Annotated in this window: 14 protein-coding genes and 1 tRNA gene; 11 read left to right on the forward strand and 4 right to left on the reverse strand. The window is 55.1% G+C overall.

The window, feature by feature from the left end; translation table 11 throughout:
* The first annotated feature begins 126 nt into the window (after positions 1–126).
* The 5 genes from EGJ27_RS10635 to EGJ27_RS10655 are packed head-to-tail and all read left to right on the forward strand — an operon-like array spanning position 127 to position 5133.
* A complete protein-coding gene (locus EGJ27_RS10635; RefSeq protein WP_371920847.1) occupies positions 127–1722 on the forward strand; it encodes a DUF2142 domain-containing protein in 1596 nt (531 codons plus the stop codon).
* 14 nt (positions 1723–1736) lie between these two features.
* Positions 1737–2840, forward strand: coding sequence for a DegT/DnrJ/EryC1/StrS aminotransferase family protein (locus tag EGJ27_RS10640; protein ID WP_177522992.1), 1104 nt, complete (start codon positions 1737–1739; stop codon positions 2838–2840).
* Positions 2837–3787 carry a glycosyltransferase family 2 protein gene (locus EGJ27_RS10645; protein WP_125830681.1) on the forward strand — a complete coding sequence of 317 codons (951 nt, stop codon included), beginning with the start codon at positions 2837–2839 and terminating at the stop codon, positions 3785–3787. The genes EGJ27_RS10640 and EGJ27_RS10645 overlap by 4 nt, the downstream gene beginning before the upstream one ends.
* Positions 3774–4724 (forward strand): WxcM-like domain-containing protein, encoded by a 951-nt coding sequence (locus EGJ27_RS25195; RefSeq protein WP_125830682.1) that lies wholly within the window; start codon positions 3774–3776, stop codon positions 4722–4724. Before EGJ27_RS10645 ends, EGJ27_RS25195 begins: the two co-directional genes overlap by 14 nt.
* Positions 4725–4782: 58 nt before the next feature.
* Positions 4783–5133, forward strand: coding sequence for a GtrA family protein (locus tag EGJ27_RS10655; protein WP_125830730.1), 351 nt, complete (start codon positions 4783–4785; stop codon positions 5131–5133).
* Positions 5134–5417: 284 nt separating this feature from the next.
* On the opposite strand, the gene EGJ27_RS10660 is transcribed toward EGJ27_RS10655, so the two are convergent.
* Complete coding sequence (locus EGJ27_RS10660; RefSeq protein WP_125830683.1) at positions 5418–7274, reverse strand: hypothetical protein; 1857 nt, start codon at positions 7272–7274, stop codon at positions 5418–5420.
* Positions 7275–8286: 1012 nt separating this feature from the next.
* Between EGJ27_RS10660 and EGJ27_RS10665 the strand changes: the two genes are divergently transcribed.
* Positions 8287–9843 (forward strand): hypothetical protein, encoded by a 1557-nt coding sequence (locus EGJ27_RS10665; protein ID WP_125830684.1) that lies wholly within the window; start codon positions 8287–8289, stop codon positions 9841–9843.
* A 263-nt stretch (positions 9844–10106) separates the two neighbouring features.
* Here the strand turns inward: EGJ27_RS10665 and EGJ27_RS10670 are convergent, their stop codons facing one another.
* Positions 10107–11006 (reverse strand): glycosyltransferase family 2 protein, encoded by a 900-nt coding sequence (locus tag EGJ27_RS10670; protein ID WP_371920848.1) that lies wholly within the window; start codon positions 11004–11006, stop codon positions 10107–10109.
* Between the two features lie 322 nt (positions 11007–11328).
* Positions 11329–13386 (reverse strand): methyl-accepting chemotaxis protein, encoded by a 2058-nt coding sequence (locus EGJ27_RS10675; RefSeq protein ID WP_125830686.1) that lies wholly within the window; start codon positions 13384–13386, stop codon positions 11329–11331.
* A gap of 375 nt (positions 13387–13761) precedes the next feature.
* Here EGJ27_RS10675 and EGJ27_RS10680 point away from each other — a divergent pair.
* The 5 genes from EGJ27_RS10680 (at position 13762) to EGJ27_RS10700 (ending at position 18783) form a co-directional block, all read left to right on the forward strand.
* Positions 13762–13838, forward strand: a tRNA-Met gene (locus EGJ27_RS10680).
* 230 nt (positions 13839–14068) lie between these two features.
* Positions 14069–14350 (forward strand): DUF3077 domain-containing protein, encoded by a 282-nt coding sequence (locus tag EGJ27_RS10685; protein WP_125830687.1) that lies wholly within the window; start codon positions 14069–14071, stop codon positions 14348–14350.
* Positions 14351–14870: 520 nt separating this feature from the next.
* Positions 14871–15590 carry a gluconate 2-dehydrogenase subunit 3 family protein gene (locus EGJ27_RS10690; protein WP_125830688.1) on the forward strand — a complete coding sequence of 240 codons (720 nt, stop codon included), beginning with the start codon at positions 14871–14873 and terminating at the stop codon, positions 15588–15590.
* Between the two features lie 35 nt (positions 15591–15625).
* On the forward strand, positions 15626–17395 hold the full coding sequence (locus EGJ27_RS10695; protein WP_125830689.1) for a GMC family oxidoreductase: 1770 nt from the start codon (positions 15626–15628) through the stop codon (positions 17393–17395).
* 11 nt (positions 17396–17406) lie between these two features.
* Positions 17407–18783: a cytochrome c gene (locus tag EGJ27_RS10700; RefSeq protein ID WP_125830690.1), complete on the forward strand. Its 1377-nt coding sequence runs from the start codon at positions 17407–17409 to the stop codon at positions 18781–18783.
* Between the two features lie 176 nt (positions 18784–18959).
* Here the strand turns inward: EGJ27_RS10700 and EGJ27_RS10705 are convergent, their stop codons facing one another.
* Positions 18960–20600 (reverse strand): methyl-accepting chemotaxis protein, encoded by a 1641-nt coding sequence (locus EGJ27_RS10705; protein WP_125830691.1) that lies wholly within the window; start codon positions 20598–20600, stop codon positions 18960–18962.
* Between the last annotated feature and the right edge of the window lie 266 nt (positions 20601–20866).

The following is a 20866-nucleotide window of genomic DNA, read 5'->3' on the forward strand; positions in this document are numbered from 1 at the left end:
GAGTACTTGAAGCAATTCCATTCATTGCCCAGCGCATTGGAACCTAGTCAGCCACTTACGGGCGCCATTTCTGGGCATACTTGGCAGCCTGGGGACTTTTGGTATCACGGGCTGCCGTTCCCACACGTGCTAGGGGCACTGGCGACTACCTATGGCTTGAGTTGGGCGCTGCCGAGTGAGCTGGCTTATCTAGCTGCTCGATCATTCAATTGGCTGCTAGGCGCGGTATTCATCTGCGCCATGTTTCGGATTGCCCACAGAGCAGGAATGTCCAGCAAAGCGGCGGCGCTTACAGCCATTTCAGTCTGCTTGATTCCGCAGGTGTCGTTTGTATTTTCGTACTTCAATAGCGATGCCTTCGGACTCATGAGCGTCGCATTGCTGATCAGCGCGCTGCTTGGCTTTTTGAAGTCCCCCAAAAAATACACCGCGCTGTGCTTGGGCGCTGCGTTAGGACTGACGCTCCTGGCAAAGCTGTATTTTTTGCCGGCATTGGTATTTGTGGCGGTCATGATAGCTGCCGATAAATATGTAGAGAAAAGAAAAGCTACGGAGCATATTGGAACAATTTTAGTAACGGCGGCGATCCTGGCTGGCCCGCTGCTTTTGTTCACCTACCTGAAATTTGGGGAGATCTCGGGCGTCTCTGGGCAAATAGCTTTTGTTGCCATGCATCGCGAAAATCCCGCAGCCGGATATGGAACGTGCTATCTAGGGTGTGAAGACAACCTGCTCGAAATGAGAAACATCAAGCCTTGGTTTTTAATCACTTTGATGAGCTACTTTTCGGTTACGGGCTGGATGAATATATTCATTCCGCAGTTTTACTACGTGATTGCAGCTCTGATCTTTGCAACTATTGTAGTTTGCGCCGCACTGCAGACTTGGAAAAGTTACTCAAGCTCGAACGCACCTAGCGTACTGGCGCGAAGGGTATTGCCTCTTTTAATGATTGTTGGTTTATTCCCATCAATTATCATCTTGAGCTTGCTAGCCTCCCAAAATTCGCTACCGCAACCGCAGGGAAGGTACCTATTCGTCACGATACCGTTTATGGCGATCTTGATCGCCTTTTCAGCAACTTATCATTCACAGCCCGATACTAACGCGTCAGCCCTCAGACGCGAAAAATTTGACCGCCGTCGTTTGAAGTGTCTGATACTGCTTGCTGGATGGATGGCCTGGACTAACATCTTGTCGTGGACGACAAATACCCTCAGCCCGGTCAACATCAGCAATTCCGCCCTCGGCATGCCGGCTGCGGAAGCAATTCGTGCGGTTGACGCCAGCAAATCCACAGACAATTCCGGGATGACGCTCCACGCTTTGGCCGAACGCCTGTCACTGGCTAACGGTGAATTTTCGCTCAAGATCCCGGTGGCGCCTCAAAATGCCACTGGACATGTCGACGAAATCTCGAGAAGTGAAGGCGGCTGGCATTTCAGAGGGTGGAGTGTTGTGCCCAACGGAGAAGCTACAGCCCGGTATGTGATAGCCGTTGAGGCTGGGAAAATTGTAGGCGCTATAGACGTACACGGCGACCGGCCTGACGTAGCCAAGGCCCTAAATAACAAAGCTGCGCTTCGTAGTGGTTATGAGGGCAATATTGACTCGAGGTCATCACCCGAAGATTGTAGCTTGCAGCTATATACCGTTAGCTCGACTTTTGAAGTGTTCGCCATGCCTTATGCATGCGACGCCATCACGCGCTTGTCTCATTGATTATGGAAAGCCTAATGGAAAACATCCCTCTATTTTCTGCCGTCAAAGCTAACGCTGGACTGGATTTTACAAAACCTCTTCAAGCTGTTCTGAACAGCCACTGGTATGTTCTAGGCCAGGAAGTCAGCCTTTTTGAGGAAGAGTTCGCCGCCTATGTAGGCGTGCCGCACTGCATCAGCGTGGCGAACGGTTCCGATGCACTTGAGCTGGCGCTAAAAGGCCTTGGCGTCACCTCCAACGATCGCGTAGTTGCTGTCGCAAACGCCGGATTTTATGGCAGCACCGCTATTCATGCTGTGGGCGCGCAACCGGTCTATGCGGACGTCGACCCAGTCACGCTCACATTGTGCCCGATTTCGTTAGCGGCGGTGATCGCCGAGAGCAAGCCAGCCGCCATCATTGCTACACACCTGTATGGTCAACTGGCAAACATTGAGGAAATCGTACGTGTAGCCGAAGCCGCCGGTATCCCGGTGCTGGAAGACTGCGCTCAGTCCCATGGCGCTCGACGCAATGGCAAACAGGCAGGCAGCTTCGGCACGGTAGCGTGCTTCAGCTTCTATCCCACCAAGAACCTGGGCGCACTGGGTGATGGCGGTGCAGTGGTCACCACGGACACCGCACTGGCCGCCCGCATTCGCCAGCTTCGCCAGTATGGCTGGGACCAGAAGTATCGCGTGGCCGTACCCGGCGGACGCAACAGCCGTCTCGACGAAATGCAGGCCGCGATCTTGCGTATCAAACTGCCTCTGCTTGATACCTGGAATGAGCAGCGTCGCTCAATCGCAAAGCGTTACAATGCAGCTTTTGCGGGCCTCGGCCTGACCCTTCCATCTTCCGTGGGTGACGATTATGTTGCGCACCTGTACGTGGTACGCGTGGACGACCGCGCGGCGTTCAGCGCGGCGATGAAAGCCGAATCGATCAGCACTGATATTCACTATCCGATCGCCGACCACCGACAGCCGGCTTACGCGCATACCGCGCTTGTCAGCCTTGATGTCACCGAGCGCGCTTGCGAAACCGTGATTTCTTTACCGTGCTTCCCAGGCTTGAGCGATGAAGAGGTCGACCGCGTTATCAAGGCTGTGGCAGCGTATTTTTCCAAGGAGATATAGTCTTGCTGACGTTGGTCATCCCGGTCTATCGCAACGAGAGCAACCTTCCGGATTTGCTCAAAGCAGTCACCGCCCTGGACGTGCAGCTTAAGCATGAGCTGGAGGTCGTGTTCGTTGTGGACGGCAGTCCTGACCGCTGTTACGAGATTCTCCGTGAGCAGTTGCCTAACCAGCCATTCATATCGAAATTGATTCTGCTCTCCAGGAACTTTGGGTCGTTCATGGCGATTCGAACCGGTCTTCAGCACGGGAGCGGCGACCGTTATGCGGTAATGGCTGCAGATCTGCAGGAACCGCCCGAGCTGGTCCTGAGGATGAATCAGGTATTGAAGGGCGGGGATATCGACGTGGTCGTGGGTGTGCGTGAAGCTCGCCAAGACCCTTGGACGACACGCACCGCGTCCCGAATATTCTGGGGATTTTACCGGCGATATGTCATACCAGAGCTGCCACCCGGCGGCGTGGATATGTTCGCTTGCAACAAGGCCTTCCGAGATACACTTCTGACGCTTGAAGAGCGACACAGCTCCTTGATTGCACAGATTTTCTGGATGGGTTATCGCCGAGAAGTTGTAACCTATACCCGTCAGGAAAGGGTGCACGGAACGTCTGCATGGACCTTCCGCAAGAAGGTCAATTACCTCATGGACAGCGTGTTTTCGTTTACGGACATGCCGATCAGGCTGCTGACCAGGGTCGGCGCTTTCGGTTCTGCCCTGGCGGCGCTTTTCGGAGTGATAACGCTGATAGCGAAACTGGAAGGCATGATCGATGTGCCGGGTTACGCCATGATCATGCTCACCATAACCCTACTTGGGTGCCTAAATCTGCTGGGGCTGGGAATCGTCGGATCCTACGCCTGGCGCACCTACGAAAACACAAAGAATCGACCTTTGGCCATTCCAATGCGTGTCGAAGGATTTGGAGATAGCAATGAGCAGCGCTAAGGATTTTTTTGTTCATAGTCACGCTTTGTGTGAGTCCGAGAAGATCGGGAAGGACTCACGGGTGTGGGCGTTCGCACACATTCTGCCGGGTGCAGAACTGGGTAGTGAATGTAATGTGTGCGACAACGTATTCATCGAAAACGATGTAATCATTGGTAACCGAGTAACGCTGAAATGCGGAGTTCAGGTCTGGGACGGCATAACGATCGAGGACGATGTATTCATCGGTCCGAACGCGACTTTTACTAACGACCTGTTCCCGCGCAGTAAGGTGTACCCACAGACGTTCGCCCGTACCATCATCAGGAAGGGAGCTTCTCTGGGGGCCAATTGCACCATCCTGCCTGGTATCACCATCGGCATCAACGCTATGGTGGGCGCTGGTGCAGTAGTTACAAGGTCGGTGCCTCCCAACGCAATCGTGGTAGGTAACCCTGCAAAGATCATTGGCTATGTAAACGCCAAGCCTGTAAGTGCGAACAATGAGGTAGCCGCTGATTCCTCAGCACCTGGTGTGACACCGACCTCAGTACGTAACGTCACCCTCCATAGGTTGAATGAAGTCACCGATATCCGAGGCAGCCTGTCCGCAGGTGAGTTCGAAAAATCAATCCCGTTCAAGTCTGAAAGATACTTTCTGGTATACGACGTTCCCACGGCAGAGACACGGGGAGAACATGCTCACCGGGTTTGCCACCAGTTTCTCGTTGCGGTAAAAGGCTCCGTTCATGTCGTGGCCGATGACGGTGTCAATCGCCAAGAATTCGTTCTTGATAAGCCCAACCAAGGCATTCATCTTCCCCCTATGACGTGGGGCATACAATATCGTTATTCTCCGGACGCAGTACTATTGGTATTTGCTTCGCACTATTACGACCCGGCGGATTACATACGCAATTATGACGAATTCAAATCTCTGATTAACGACCTAGGGTAGCGCTGAGGTGAATCAGGCGGTCTCGAAACTATTGAACAAAGGCTTTGCCCGATTCCTGATGTCAGGCGGTGTGAACACCGCCCTGACCTACGGGCTGTACCTTTTACTTTTGCTGTATTTACCCTATAGGGAGAGCTACACCATTTCTTACATAAGCGGGATTCTGCTCGCTTACGTGTTGAATCGTTTTTTCGTTTTCAAAAGCCATAGGGGAATCCGCTCCATCCTGCTGCTCCCTCTCATTTACCTCGTCCAATATCTATTGAGTCTTGCCATACTTTGGTGGTGGGTTGAGCAGTTGCATTTTGACGCAAGAGTGGCGCCCTTGATCGCCATTGCAATCACATTGCCTGTTACCTTTATCCTTTCAAAGCTCGCTTTCGCGAATGAGAAACCGGAACCACGTTGAACGCGCTAACGCCCAATGCAGCCGGTGAGGCTCCGTTTACCGCAGAAGGTTAGATTAGACCGCCGATACCCAGCTCTGAGAACACTTGCCTCCTAAAGAGCTGGCCCCCCTTTTCGCTTAACGCCAACTATAGTTAAATACGCCTATCAGTAGGGTAGTGTCAGGCTGGGTCTAAATAAAAAGGATCAGTCGCCAGGCACGATTTGACGCAGTGACCGCAAATTATTTAAGGACGGGAACAGCATCACGACACTGTTCCACGCTCAGACTATCGCACTTCGCACTCAAGCAGATTTGCCAGAGTACAAACATCTAACTTCAAGGTTGTTTAAGGAAATATCCTGACTCGCAGTAACCGGGTCAAATCTTAGATAATTTGAAAACCCTTTATCACTCTTAACAGTAAATATTAGTTCATTTACACCGACAGTGACAGGTTTAACGAGAGAATTTCGCTCCGATACGGTTTCGCCGGAAGGAATATAGAAAAGCTGCGCCAGATCTGGCCGCTCCACGACCATTGACACTTTAACCTGGAGAAGCCGACAACTTGAAAGACCGGTCAGCTTATCTTGATTTAGGAAAATCATAGGATCAAGCCCAGTTGTCATACGATTGCTCCCTCCAAGGGTTGTGAGGTTTGCCGCGCTGAATCCGCTTGTGGCGATATCATAGGAGGCTGTACTAATTCCAGATCCAGCAGGCGAGGATGGGATGAGACCTACGAACGAGGCCTCCATATATCGCGCATAGTTCAATATCGAATTCATATCAATCCCCGGATGTAAATTTGGACATTGAAATGACGCATTGAGCTGACTACCCTGAGTTAAACAATTTAGGTTATCAATCCTAATATCATGAGTCTGCTTGTAATACTCATCATGGGCCATGATATCAGTGCCACTGACAATCGCGACTCCACCGCCGAACAAGAAAACGACAAGCGAAACAGAGAACACCTTATTAACGCGTGTCAAAACAGCAAAGATAAATGCAATCACCCATGGCCAGGCCACACACACCCAGAAAAAATGAAACCTTGCAAAATCGAATATAAAAAGCTCCAACCCGGAGTTAATACTGGGCGGGTATAGATTGGCGCGACCAGCGGCCACCAATCCTAGGTAAACAAAAATGGCAGAAAATATCGGAAAAGCCGTAGATGAGACACGTGAAAACATGCTTGGATTTTCGTTTTTTTCAGCAGTTATGATTGATAAAATGTAAATCATAACCATCAACACAAGCGCGCAAATAGCGACAACCAATGAAACTAACGGAAATGTAAGCGGCAAATACAGGGACCTGGCGACCTTGCCTATAATAAATATCCAAAAATCCACCTCCCATGGGTAGGCCATTTTTGTATCAGCCATATGGACGCCGTGCTGGATACCGACAATCACCCAACCTTGCAAAATACTCGTTAATAATGAGGGAATCATCATTGATGTCGACAAATAGATCATATTAAGCGATCGCTTTTTTGAGATTAACTCTTTAAAAAGCATCGCTAAAGCGAAAGCTAAAAAAGCGAATGCACCACTTATGTAAACCAGACCGGAAGCAAGAGCCAGAAAAAACACAGAAAGGCACTTGATCTTGATATTAAATTTACTAACTGAGACAACCGAAGCTAACAATATCAACAACAGCGGCAAAGCTTGATGATAAGCCATATTCTGTAGGCCCCAATATGAATCCGGCTGGAGCATAAACAGCAGACTCGAAAACGCCGCAGCTGACAGCAGTCGATCTTCCAGACAGTACTGAAGCAGCTTCCACTGAGCAAACAATATGCCAGTAACTACCACTGTCATACTTATCGCCTGATATGCAACGCTATTACCACTTAACCACCTAAAAGCTAACGAATCCAGAGCCATGCCGAGCGGGTAAAACGTATCATTCGAGGATGTGAAAAGATCGCTTAGTTTAAGCGATCCAGCATTCTCATGATAATATGGTCTAATATCATCGAGATAAGGAAGGTCTATACCGAACCTTAGCCACGAAACGAGATTAAAAACACCCGACAACACAGGCAACCCGATCAAAAACCCGATGAGAATACGTTTGCAGAACAACTCTATTCTGATCTTCTGCGCAGTCAAATCTGACTGTACAAGGTTAGTCATCTGTGAATTCCTTCTCTCGAATGTGAAAATTGGCGGACTCTATCATACATGTTTCATCTGCAAGGAAGCAGCGTTTTTGGGGGTGAACAGATCGTGACCGAAACGCCACACTCCTAGGTATCGGCTCTGATCGGAGTGCTCCCGGCGCCCTTTCACACGGCGGTCAAGGATCACGTCGCCGCCGCCGATTGTTAAGATAGAGGTCGTTACCCGTGTCTCCGTCATCCTTTTAAGACAGCATGCCGAGCTTAAAAACGCTCCTTAACATGGCTTAACTGCGACGCGAACGCTGCGGGATAACTCCGACACGCAAGCGACACCTTCAGGCCTTCCACCACGCTCTATATCAACTGCGCTTACCTTACTGCGCCGATTCATTCTTTTCGCCTCCTCCGGATTAACCGTTCCTATCCCAGCCCCCGCACCTATCAAAAAAAGATTCTCGGAACGCTGCACTATGCCCGCACATCCCACATAACGGCTCAGCATTGGCCACCTATATACTCATAGGTTTTCAAAGCACGCTAAAAATAAATTCTGATACATCATCAACCTCGCCCCACCAACCTTATCAAATTACTAACACTGGCCATATGAGCATTGTGGGCCGGCGGCCCTATCGCCGATGCCGAGTTTGAATAATTCGCAGCTCGAACGGTCACATCCAAATGCTCATATTCACGTCGGGTCCTGAACTGAAGGATTCAGCAATGCTTCCGCTTCGCTGAGAAACGCCAGCTGCAGATTTTCGGAAGTCGACGAGCTTGGGGTAGAATAGACGCTCGACTTCGGTGTAGGGCCGTATCGTCGCCAAGCGGCTCCTGAAAGAATTCGGAGCACAGCTCGGCGATCAAGTATCGGTTTAAAATCTAGGGTTTGTGAAGCGCTTACGATGGTTTCACAGGCAAGACGGCATCAGCCCGTCGTATAAAAGACGGCGAGATAACCGGCTGGCAGGTCCCGCCTATAAAAGGCATAGTGCACGTCAGTTTGATACAACGCGGAATAAACCATGAATCATGCAGCGCACAAACAAGGAGCGAATGGCCTCCTACTCTTGGCCATAGCGGCCATTTTCGTTGTGGGGAATTTCCTCTGGCAAGGCCATGACGGTTTCAATCTGTGGGACGAAGGATACCTCTGGTACGGCGCCAGACAATTACTCGCAGGCGATATTCCGATCAGGGACTTCATGGCATATGATCCTGGACGGTACTACTGGTCAGCGGGATTTTTTTTGCTTTGTGGTGACGATGGAATCATTCCTTTACGCATAGCAGTAGCAGCCTTTCAAACATTTGGCATGTATGCAGGCTTATGGACCATTTCTGTCGGACTGCGACAAACCACCGCAAAAAATGTCCTTTACCTGTGCATTGCCGCCATCACTCTTATGACATGGATGTACCCACGCCATAAGATTTTTGATATCTCGATTTCAATGATGATCGTCGCAGGGATTACTTATTTACTGATCAACCCTGTAGCAGTACGGTATTTCTTACTCGGCGCCCTAGTAGGCCTGGCCGCAGTATTCGGCCGAAATCATGGGGTTTATGGCGTGGCGGCCAGCTTGCTCGCCTTTATCTGGCTCATGATCCGGACATCTGAAAAAAGTCATATCTGGAGGGGCTTTGGGGCATGGGCGACGGGCGTCATAGTAGGCTATACGCCAGTTTTGATTATGTGCCTGGTTATACCAGGCTACCTTGGGGCGTTTGTCGAAACCATTATTTTCATGTTGCAACAAGGTAACACCAATCTGCCCCTCCCTATACCCTGGCCATGGACAGTCGGATTTGGCACCGCAGGCTACATCATAGAAACAAGGTGGTTCCTGATAGGGATCTGCTTCATGGCTCTGTTAGCATTCGGCGTAGGAACACTAGGGTGGATATTCAGGGAGCGGCTTCTAGGCAATTATGTACGGCCTGAATTAATCGCGGCGGCCTGCACCGCTCTCCCATACGCTCACTTCGCCTTTGCCCGAGCGGATCTAGGCCATCTAGCTCAAGCGATTTATCCTCTATTACTAGGACTATTAATCTCCGTTGCGGCACTCACATCGTGGTCTTCACGCTTGGGACTGAGTGTGCTTACCGCTTCAGTGAGCTTATTCATACTAGCCGCTTGGCAGCCTGGCTTTTTGGCTCGCACTCAAGAGGGATGGAGGCAGTTGAATGTATCAGGCTCAACCCTGTCCATGGATGCCAGCACTGCTGAGGCAGTAGAACTTTTGCGAAACTTGACCGCTCGTTATGCTGCGGCAGGACGATCTGTACTTGTGCTGCCTTTTTGGCCAGGCGCATACGCTCTACTAGATCGCCGTGCGCCACTATGGGAAATCTATGCACTATCGCCTCGCCCTGAAGAATTCCAGCGAACAGAAATCCAGCGTATTAAAAAAGCAGATCCGGGCTTCGCTTTGATCATGAACGTTGCAATGGACGGGAGGGAAGAGTTAAGATTTTCCAACTCTCACCAGCTTGTGAATGAATACATTCGCACCCATTTTGAAACTGTTCCCGACTCCCCAAATCCTGCATACGAGATATATAAGTCTCCATAGACCGCAGAAGCTGCAACTTGAAATTCGGTACGTATTACGCGATGCGCGGAACACCGACATTGCTTGGAGCGCAAGCGATTTAACCAGACAGCAAAACTCTTGCGCAGCGCCACTAATAGCTTCAGGAGCTGCGCAAAATATCATTCAGGGCACTGAAGAAAACACCCTAACCAATGCCCCCTACTGCCAAAAAATAGATTTGACTACCCCGGCCTGATAGTACGACACGCTACAAATCGCAATCTTTTAGCCAATAACGGAGACTAAAACTTCCCCAAAAAAACAGCTAAAACAAGACTGATATTTCCTTGGATTGTCTGCCTGTAGACGCCCGACTTACGAAAACTTGAAACCCGTCTTAATAGCTTTTCCTTCCTGCTGCGATCAAAAAACATCAATACCCTTGCGCTACCCTCTGTCAGCAATGGGTGCATCATTTTCAGAATCTGGATATTTGCATCGTTCCATTTAACGAAGCGCCCTTGAAGCGTCTTCTTCAACCGTATCATGCGTTCTTTAACAGATGAATTGGCGCCTATTAAATTACTTGAGTGCTGTCGATAATCCAGACTTGGCTCGCAGTCATAAACTACATGACCGCCGCACCCCGTAACAAGCAGGTATGTCAACCAATCGTGAGCTACCAGTGATGCTTGTTCCGGCAACTTGAGAAGCAGGTTACGTGCAGACTGGTTGACCAGCATTGTATTGGCGCCCGCAATGCTTTGAACCAAAGCATTTTGAAACGAAGGTGGCCTGCCGAACAGCGGGGAGTGGCCTATGACTTGTCTGTTTGCATCCACAAGGCGTGTTCTCGAACAATACAGCGCTGGCGCTGTCTCTCCGAGCGGCAGCAGGCGGGCAACACTTCGTTCCAACTTGTCAGGAAACCAAATATCATCCTGATCGCTGAAGGCAAAAAAATCCCCTACTACGTCCGGTCTGCGAACTAATGAAATGAAGTTCTCGGCAAAACCAAGGCAAGGGCCTTCGAAGATAACTAGACGACCTTCTCCCCATAGATTCTGATAGTCGCTCAGAATCTGTCGCGTCGCATCAACTGAAGCGTCATCGGATACATAGAGCGTCCAGTCCTTGTAGGTCTGAGCGCCGAACGATTCCAACTGTTCCCTGAGATAGGCCGCTCCGTTATAAGTACACATCAGGATGGCAACGTGCGGGGGCAGCTTGGACGAGTCAGGTATTGAAGGACTACACCCTGACGCCAGGCTCACGCTGCCTGCCATGTTCTTCCTGGTGGACCGCATTCTCAAGGAGACCTTTCTAAACAAAGCCCCGGAGTCTACCCGCTTGTGATATTCCAGTCAGCATAATGAAGACACACTCGTCACCAATATGAAAAATAGCCTTTTCCTACAAAATAAAATGAACTTTTTGATTTTAGGCTAGATCTCAGCCCTCCATGCAAACAGGTAGAACGGTCTTTCAAGAAGACTGCTGCGCTTGCCCAGGGATTCCGATACCTCACCCCAACCGAAACCGCGCCGTATTGTCATTCAGCGCCCTGCTCCCCTGGTTCAGGGTATCCGCCGCCCGATTCACTGCCCGCGCACCTTCGAGCAAGCGACCGGCCGCCTGGTCGACTTGCTGGATATTGCTGCTGACTTCGTCTGCGGTATATGCCTGCTCTTCGACTGCGGTGGAGATTTGCGTGAGGGTATCGGTCACGCCTTGCACCGCCGAGGCGATCTCGCCAAGGCGCACGCCCAGGCCGGTCACTGACTGGGCATCGGTGATGGCTTGGCCGCAGGCGGCTTCCATCAGGTTGACGGCCTGGGTCACGGTGGAACGCAGGCTGTCTACTGTGCCGGCGATTTGTGCCGTGGAAGCCTGGGTGCGCTGCGAAAGACTCCGGACCTCATCGGCGACCACGGCGAAGCCCCGGCCCTGTTCTCCGGCACGCGCGGCCTCGATGGCGGCGTTGAGCGCCAGCAGGTTGGTCTGCTCGGCGATGCCGCGGATCGCATCGACCACGAATTGGATCTGCTGGCCCTGTTCGCTGACCCGCCCCAGTGCCGCGGCAGTGTCGGTCAAACGCTGGTTGAGCTGCTGGATGCTGTCGGTGGTCCGCTGACTGTCGCGGCTGCTTTCTTCAGCGATCTGTCGAGTCTGGCGGGCGCTGTCGGACGCCTGTTCGCAGCTTCGCGCCACGCCTTGCGAAGTGGCCGCCAATTGCGTCGCCGCCGCGGCGATCTGGCTGATTTGCTGTTGCTGCTCTTCCACTTCATTGAGCGTGCCGCTGGACTGGGCATTGAGGGTGGTCACCGCCTCGCCTACCCGCAGGGTTTCCTGATTCACGCCCAACAGGCTGGTGCGTAGCTGGATCACGGCCACGTTGAGCGCCTTGCTGATGGAAGCCAGTTCATCGCGCCCCTGTACGGAGACCTCGACGCACAGGTTCCCATCGCGCAGGGATTCGGCCAGGGTGGTGATGCCACTGGCACTGCGGCGGATCGACGCCTGAAGACAGGCAAACAGGTACATCGCGGCCAGCACCAGAATGCCGAAGACAATGGCCAGGGGAATGAACGTCATGGTGGCGCTGTCACGGTGGAACTCAAGCCGTTCGTTGAGCGACGCCAGCGACTGCCTGCGCAGGTCGGCCATGCCACCAAGGACGGCATCGATACTGCGCTCGAACTCCGCCGACTTGAGCTTGATCGTGCCGCCGAAGACACCCTCATCAAGAATCTTGAGTTCGGCATCCAGCATTGCAGAGGCCGCTTTATATCGGTCTGCCCAGGAAGCCAGTTCCGGCGGAAGCCTGGACATCAACAGCGCACCAGCCTTGTGCATCTGATCCTTGGCGTCATCGATGCGGCTGCGCAGGTCGCGCATCTGCAGCCGACTCTGCAGACTGAACTGCCCGGAGGCCACTGACGTCTGGCCGATACTCGCCATGCGCCCGACGCGCTCCACCAGATCAGGAATCTGCTGGGTAGAAAGCTGCATCAGCAGATAGGTTTCCAACCAAGGATCCAGCATCAGGCCGCTGTCCATGCCGATCTGCTCGCGCAGCGCCTGGACTGTACTTAGCGCGGTGGTGAAACGATCGTAGCCATCCGGCCACCAGCCCACGGTGCGCAGCGCCGCGGTGTCCATGCCGCCAACCGCCGCCTGCACTGCCTTGTAACGGGTCATGGTGTCCGCGCTCGCGCCTTCCTGCGCCAAGACGGTGCCGACGTTGGCCAGTGCCTGCACGATTTTGGGGCTTGCGGCATCCACGCCCTCCATCGCAGCACGCGCCTCAGGGGTCGGTTCGCGAAGGATATCCGCAGCCTTCCAGCGCGCCGCCCGGTCACGTTGAGCCGAGAGCTGCACATCGAGATCGTCCAGCGCCCGCAGTTGCCGCGTACCCGACTGTTCGCCCGATATCACCGAAAGCTTGGTGCGATAGTCCTGGGCGATTACCCAGATGCTGCCCAGCAACGGCAGCATGAACAGCAAGAACAAGACTTGAAACTTGCGAGCAAACCCAAAATGCCCCATCAGGCGCATGCCTGGCGACAAAAGACTGTTCATGTCCTGCTACTCCCCTGAGCACCCGCGCGTGCGGCCAGGCTGCGCGGATGTCGTGATGTCCTGAATGGCTACCGGCAAAATGCCATGTACTACAGACAGCAAAGCAAGAACCGGACCCGTAGCGCTGACGCCGCTGCAAATACCCTGGATGCTGGCGTCAAGGCACCGCCGCAGCAGGGGCCACCCACGAACTCTTCACACTTGAGACACACGGAAGTGAGGTCTGGGCGCGTAACCGAAGCCGAGATCGTCACTGGAGGAAACAGACTCGCCCCACAAAAATGGCGAGGGGTGCTAACCGATTGATCACACGCAAATATTTTTCAGATCAACGCTTGACACATATGCGTTTCCCGCGAATAATGCGCGCCACTTGGCTACATAGCTCAGTTGGTTAGAGCATAGCATTCATAATGCTGGGGTCCGGGGTTCAAGTCCCTGTGTAGCCACCAAGTACCTGCCAGGAGATGCCCAGCATCTTCCGGCACACAAGAAGCCCGCCTCGTGCGGGCTTTCTTGTTTCCGGCGTTTGGAAAATCTCGATCATGAGGCTCGTCGTCGCCCTGCTCTTCTTAGTGCCCTCGCCACTCCTTCATCAAACCCAGAAAACCCTGCGCACGGCGCTGCTCTATACTGCTGGGTGGCAGACGGTGGCGGTTTCCCAAAGAAGGAGCCTTACCTCATGGAAAACACTCTCGATACGCGCAACATCACGATCCCCTTCAGTTGCTGCGATGCTCAGCAACTCCCATTACGCCCGAATCCGAACATCCCCACTGAACAAGCGCTGGCCCACGCCGCCAATCTGATCGGCTGTGCAAACGAACTGGCCCTGGATGTGGCGATGGGGGAAACAGGTGCACATGCCGCCTGGGCAGCGCACTACCTCACGGGCATGGCCAAGGCCATCGTCGATGAAGCCCTGACCGGTCTTGCGCGGACAGATGACCATTCGAGTCCATAACCCCTCATTCGAGCGTCGCCGACGCGCTTCGCGTCGGCGTCCACCGCTCTATTCCGGGGCTGCGACAACCGGGCGCGTTGACAGTAACAAAGAAATAATTTGTCGCACAATTTCCAAAGCTGTTAGCATCAAAGCCCCGTGATGAGCAGACGATACCCGAGTATCGCACCTCAATGCTGTGCTGAATGAATGCAGTTCATGCAGCCGCCCCTTTGCAAACGATCACAATTAGAGCAGCCCTCGAGGCCTGCCAGCCCTGTTCCGGATTGCGCCCGTCGCCCAAACGATCCCAGGTGAACGCCTGCGACCTCGTCTCATGCGGCCGAGCCAAGAGCCGGGTGGAAAACTCAGCCATCCGCTTTCGTTGAATCGATCCAGAACCTGACAAGCCGCCGCGCACGCCCCTCAAGCAAGGGTGCATTCGGCTGCCTGCTATTTACGTTCGCTCAAGGTTGCACAGCATTTCAGGCTTCTTGCCTCGCCCCGGGGTTTTTCTTGTGAGCAGTCATAGGGGCCTCAAATGTTGTTGAATAAACCTACGTCACGAAGGAAGTTTCTGCTTTCCTCGCTGATTGCCCTGCCTGCGCTGGGCGTGACCATCAAGGGTCTGAGCGCAGCGTCGGCGGCCGAGATGGTGGCACCAAGCCTGGACGAATACCGACCGACCTTTTTCACACCGGAAGAATGGACGTTCATCAAGGCGGCCAATGACCGCTTCATCCCCGCCGGCGGCCGCGGCCCTGGCGCGCTGGAAACCAACGTCCCGGTGTTCGTCGACCAGCAGCTGGCGAGCGACCTGGGCAGCGACATCTATCTCGACGGCCCATTCCAGATCGATGCATCGCCCGACATGGGCTACCAGATTCCCTACACGCCGCAGCAGATCTACCGCAACGGCATCAAGGTCGTCGATGCCTGGTGCGTCGAGAAGCACAGCGCCCGCTTTGCATTGCTCGATGCCGCACTGCAGAACGACGTCATGAAGAAACTGGCGGCCGGCGAAATCAACTTCAAGGCGTATGGCGAAGACGTGCTCAAGTCGAAGCTGTTCTTCAACGAACTGCTGGCCCACGCGCAGCAGGGCTACTTGTCTGACCCGATCTACGGCGGCAACAAGGGCATGAAGGCGTGGATTGCCATCGGCTTCCCGGGTGCTCGCGCCAGTTACCTGGAATGGGTGGCGCAACACAACGTCAAGTACCCACTCGGGCCGGTCAGTCTCAGCGGTCAACGCGGCTGATCCTCCATTCGCCAAGCATTCAGCAAAGGTTTTTTATGGCAACTATTACCAATGACGAAGTCGACGTCGTCGTAGTCGGCCTGGGTTGGGCCGGCTCTCTGATGAGCATCGAGCTGGCCCAGGCAGGTTTGAAGGTACGCGCCCTGGAGCGCGGTGAAGATCGCAACAACTCGGATTTCACCTACCCCAAGCCGGCCGACCAATACGCCTACGGCGTGCGCAACAAGATCATGGTCACGCCCAAGGATGGCGCGCTGACCGTTCGCCACGGCCTGAACGACGTTGCCTTGCCGACCCGCAAATGGGGCGCCTTTGTTCCCGGCACCGGCGTTGGCGGTTCGGGCCTGCACTGGACCGGCGTGCTGATTCGTCCGACCGAAACCGACATCAAGCTCAAGACCTATGCAGACCAGGCTTACAAGCCGGGCATTCTGCAGGAAGACATGCGCATCGGTGACTACCCATTCACCTGGGACGAGATCGAACCGTACCTCGACAAGTTCGACAAGATCTGCGGCCTGTCCGGCAACACCGGCAACCTGAACGGCAAGATCATCGAAGGCGGCGACCCGTTCGAAGGTCGGCGCTCCAACCCATTCCCGCTGCCCGCGCTGGAAGACACGCTCAACAACAAGATGTTTGCCGACGCTGCGCGCAAGCTGGGTTACCACCCGTTCCCGAACCCGTCGGCCAACGTGTCCCGTGCGTGGACCAACCCGTACGGCAATCAGATCGCACCGTGCAACTACTGCGGCTATTGCAGCAAGTATCCGTGCCTGAACTACTCCAAAGCCTCGCCGCAGACTGCGGTGCTGGATTCGCTCAAGCGCATGAAGAACTTCGACTACAAGTGCAACGCCAACGTGCTGAAGGTCGAGCTGCATCCGGATGGCAAGACTGCCCGCGGCGTGACCTACGCCGACCAGGACGGCAATCTGGTATTCCAGCCGGCCGGTATCGTGGTTCTGGCCGGCTTCCAGTTCGTCAACGTGCGCCTGATGCTGCTGTCGGGCATCGGCAAACCTTACGACCCGATCACTGAAACCGGCACGGTGGGCCGCAACTACGCGTTCCTCAGCAACGGCGGCTCGACCCTGTTCTTCAAGGACAAGGAATTCAACCCGTTCGCCACCGCCGGTGCCACAGGCCAGATGTTCAACGACGTTTCGCCGGGCAATTTCGACGGTCCGAAACTGGGTTTCATCGGCGGCGCCAAGATCCACAGCTCGCAAGCCACCGGTACGCCGATCGGCACTTCCCTGCCAAGCGGCACGCCGGCATGGGGCCAGGGCTGGAAGGAAGGCATGCAGGACTGGTACGGCCATTCGATGAAGATCAGCATCTCCACCGGTTGCATGTCGTATCGCGGCCACTATGTGGACCTGGACCCGACCTACAAAGACCCTTGGGGTCTGCCGTTGCTGCGCATCACCTTCGACTGGAAACAGAACGAGCTGAAACTTCAGCAGTACCTGCGCAAGATCGTGCTGGATATCACCAAGGAACTGGAGCCGGACAGCTACAGCGAGAGCTTCCTGGGCATGGATTCGCATTGGGATATCACCAAGTACGTGTCGACCCACAACGTCGGCGGCGCAGTAATGGGTGACTCGCCCAAGACCAGCGCGCTGAACCGCTACCTGCAGAGCTGGGACGTGCATAACGTCTTCGTGCCGGGTGGCAACGCCTTCCCGCAGAACTTCCAGGCCAACCCGACCGCGCTGATCGGCGCACTGACGCTGTTCTCGGCCCAGGCCATCAAAGAACAGTACCTGAAGAACCCTGGCCCGCTGGTTCAGGCATAAGGAGCGAGACCATGAAATCCAAATCCCGCTCTTTGCTGCTGGTGCTGATCGCCGCTGCGGTGGTGATTGCCCTGCTGGCCTGGCTGCTCAGCACGTTCCTCAACCGCTCGGGTGACGCCAGCGCGCAGATGAGTCAAGAGATCACGCCTGAACTGATCAGCAAAGGCCAGTACCTGGCGCGTGCCGGTGACTGCGTGGCTTGCCACACAGCGCACGACGGCAAGCCGTTCGCCGGCGGCCACGGCATCGAGTCGCCCATCGGCACGATCTACGCTACGAACATCACGCCGGACAAGGACAGCGGCATCGGTGGCTGGACTTATGGCGACTTCGAACGCGCGGTCCGCCGTGGCATAGGGCATGACGGCAGCGCGCTGTACCCGGCGATGCCATTCCCGTCCTACGCCAGGGTTACCGATGAAGATACGCAAGCGCTGTACGCGTACTTCATGAAAGGCGTAGAGCCGGTCAAGCAGGCGAACAAGGCCAACGATATTCCGTGGCCGCTGTCGATCCGCTGGCCGCTGGCTTACTGGCGCACGCTGTTCTCGCCATCGCCGGAGTCGGTTGCCGTGCCACTGGCCGCGGCCAAGTCCGAAGCCGACACGCAGCTCGCTCGCGGTGCCTATCTGGTTCAAGGCCTGGGCCACTGTGGTTCGTGCCACACGCCGCGTGCGCTGACCATGCAGGAAAAGGGGCTGGACGAGAAATCTTCCGACTACCTGACCGGCGCGGTGCTCAACGACTGGTCGGTGCCTGCGCTGCGCGGTGTGAAGCACTGGACTCAGGACGAGATCGTCGACTACCTGGGTTCGGGCCGTAACAACCACGCTTCGGTTGCTGGTGAGATGACCGATGTGGTTGCCAACAGCACCTCGCACATGTCCGACGAGGATCTGCACGCGATGGCCGCCTACCTGAAATCCCTGGCCGCCGGCGGTGAAGGGGTTTACCAGCATGACGCCCAGCGCAGTGAGGCCACGACTCGCAAGTTGACCGCGGCCAAAGATCTGACTCTGGGTGAGCGGCTGTATCTGGACAACTGCGGTGCCTGCCACTTCGTGGCCGGTGAAGGTGCGTCACGGGTCTTCCCACGTCTGGACGGTGCTTCGGTGATCAATGCCGAGAACCCGACAGCGTTGATCCACGTGATCCTTGCCGGCGCGCAAACGCCGTCCACCGAACGCTCGCCATCGATCCTGCCGATGCCTGGCTTCGCCCAGCGCATGAACGACACCGAGATCGCAGAACTGGCGTCCTTCCTGCGTCAAGGCTGGTCGAACCAGGCACCAGCCGTGTCCGAGAAGCAAGTGAAGGAAATCCGCTCCGTGCTGGAGAAAGGGCATTCCAAAGTGGAGAAGAAGCTGGAATCGAGCAACGAGCAGTAACCGTTCCGGATTCAGCCTGGTAAGAAACGACAAAGCCCGCGCATGCGGGCTTTGTTGTTTCTGTGGTCTGCTCCGGCCCAATCGCCAGCAAGCTGGCTTACAGGAATTGCTGTGTATTTCAATCCGTAGGAGCGGACCGGGCGGCGCTCCGCTTGTTCGCGAAGAGGCCGGCGCCATCAAATCTTGAACGTGCCCACCAGGCTGTTGAACGATACGGCCAGACGCGACAGCTCCTGGCTGGAAGCGCTGGTCTGGTGCGCGCCGGCGGCGGTCTGGGTCGACAAGTCCTGGATGTTGATCAGGTTGCGGTCCACCTCGCGGGCCACATGGGATTGTTCTTCGGATGCGGTGGCGATGAGCATGTTGCGGTCGTTGATTTCCGCGATGCTCTGGGCGATGCGCTCCAGCGACTGGCCGGTAGCCTGTGCCAGCGACTGAGTGTTGCTGGCCAGGTTGCGGCTGTTGCCCATGGCCTGAACGGCCTTGTCCGCGCTGCTCTGAACCGAGCCGATCATCGCTTCGATTTCCCCGGTCGAGGCCTGAGTGCGGGCCGCCAGGGCGCGAACTTCGTCGGCTACCACGGCAAAACCACGACCTTGCTCACCCGCGCGGGCCGCTTCGATGGCGGCGTTGAGCGCCAGCAGGTTGGTCTGCTCGGCGATGCCGCGAATCACATCCAAGACTTGGCCGATATCGCGAACCTGACCAGCCAGCTCCTCGACCATCGAGGTCGACGAGCTGATTTCGGCGCTGACGGTGTTGATTGCCTTGACCGCCTCACGGGCCTGATCACGACCGGTGGCCGCATCGGTGCTCGTCAGCCTGGACGCTTCAGAGGTGGACAAGGCGTTGCGTGCCACTTCTTCCACCGCTGCCGTCATTTCCGTAACGGCAGTCGCGGCCTGCTGGATTTCGTCGTTCTGGCGATTCAAGCCACGGCTGCTTTCTTCAGTAACGGCATTGAGTTCTTCGGCCGCCGAAGCGAGCTGGTCGGCAGCGCTGGCGATCTGCTGGATAGTGTTCTTGAGGTTGGTCTGCATGTCGCCCAGCGCAGAGAGCAACTGGCCGGCTTCGTCACGACGGGTGCTGACGATGGCCTGAGTCAGGTCGCCGCTGGCGACGCGCTGAGCGCTGACGACAGCCTCGGCAATCGGACGGCTGATGGTGCGGCTGATGAACATGCCCAAAATGAGCGCCGCCAGGAATGCCACGCCTACGCCGATATACAGGTTGAGACGGGCGCTGGATTCGGTTTTGGCGGCTTCCAATGCACCTTCCTCCGCCTGACGGTTGTTGGACTTCACCATCACGTTGAGGTCATCCATCACCTGGCGGTACGCCTGCTGCAGTTCACTGCCGACCAGCACTCGCGCGCCGGGCAGATCATTTGCGTCGATCCTGGCCACGATCCGGTCGAGCAACGCCTGATAAGCCGGCCAGGCGCGGTCCATACGATCACCGGCGGCTCGCTCATCATCATCAAGCGGAAGAGCGCGGTATTGCGCGTAGGCTTGTTCGGCGCTGGCGCGGTTTTCGCGCATGCTCGAAAGGATTTCATCCCTAGTCGTCTGCGGTGCGTCCGCTGCCGCAGCAGACAGGTAACGATAGAGATCACGGTTCTGCGAAGTGAAATTGCCTTTGGTTGCACTGGTTTTGGAGATCGAAACCAGGTTATTGGAAAAGACTTCCTTCAGGTTCAAGGAAATCGCCTCAACGCCTCGGCCGCCTATCACGCCGACTGCAAGCGTGATGAGCGCACACAGTGCGAATGCAATAAAAAGCTTGGTCGAAAGCTTGGCGTTGTAGAACCAGTTCATCTGATTACCTATGAAACAGCCGATCGGCTGAAGACTTGCGAAAGAGGATGCGCCCCGTAGGTTGGCGTCATACCCGCTATCGGCACGGCGGCCGGCGGCTGCAGGTCGTTCATCGGACATTCGGTAACAATTTTCCCACCCTGGCGTGAACCGCCTCCGCAAGCGAACTTTCATTCATCAAATCAATGCAAACGCACTACTGGCATAACCTCGGTGCCAGCATTGATGAGGAATTTTTCACAGGGTTTGCGCTAGTATTCGCGGTC

Origin of the sequence: Pseudomonas sp. v388, from assembly GCF_003935425.1 — a bacterium.
In the GTDB taxonomy this organism is placed as follows: domain Bacteria; phylum Pseudomonadota; class Gammaproteobacteria; order Pseudomonadales; family Pseudomonadaceae; genus Aquipseudomonas.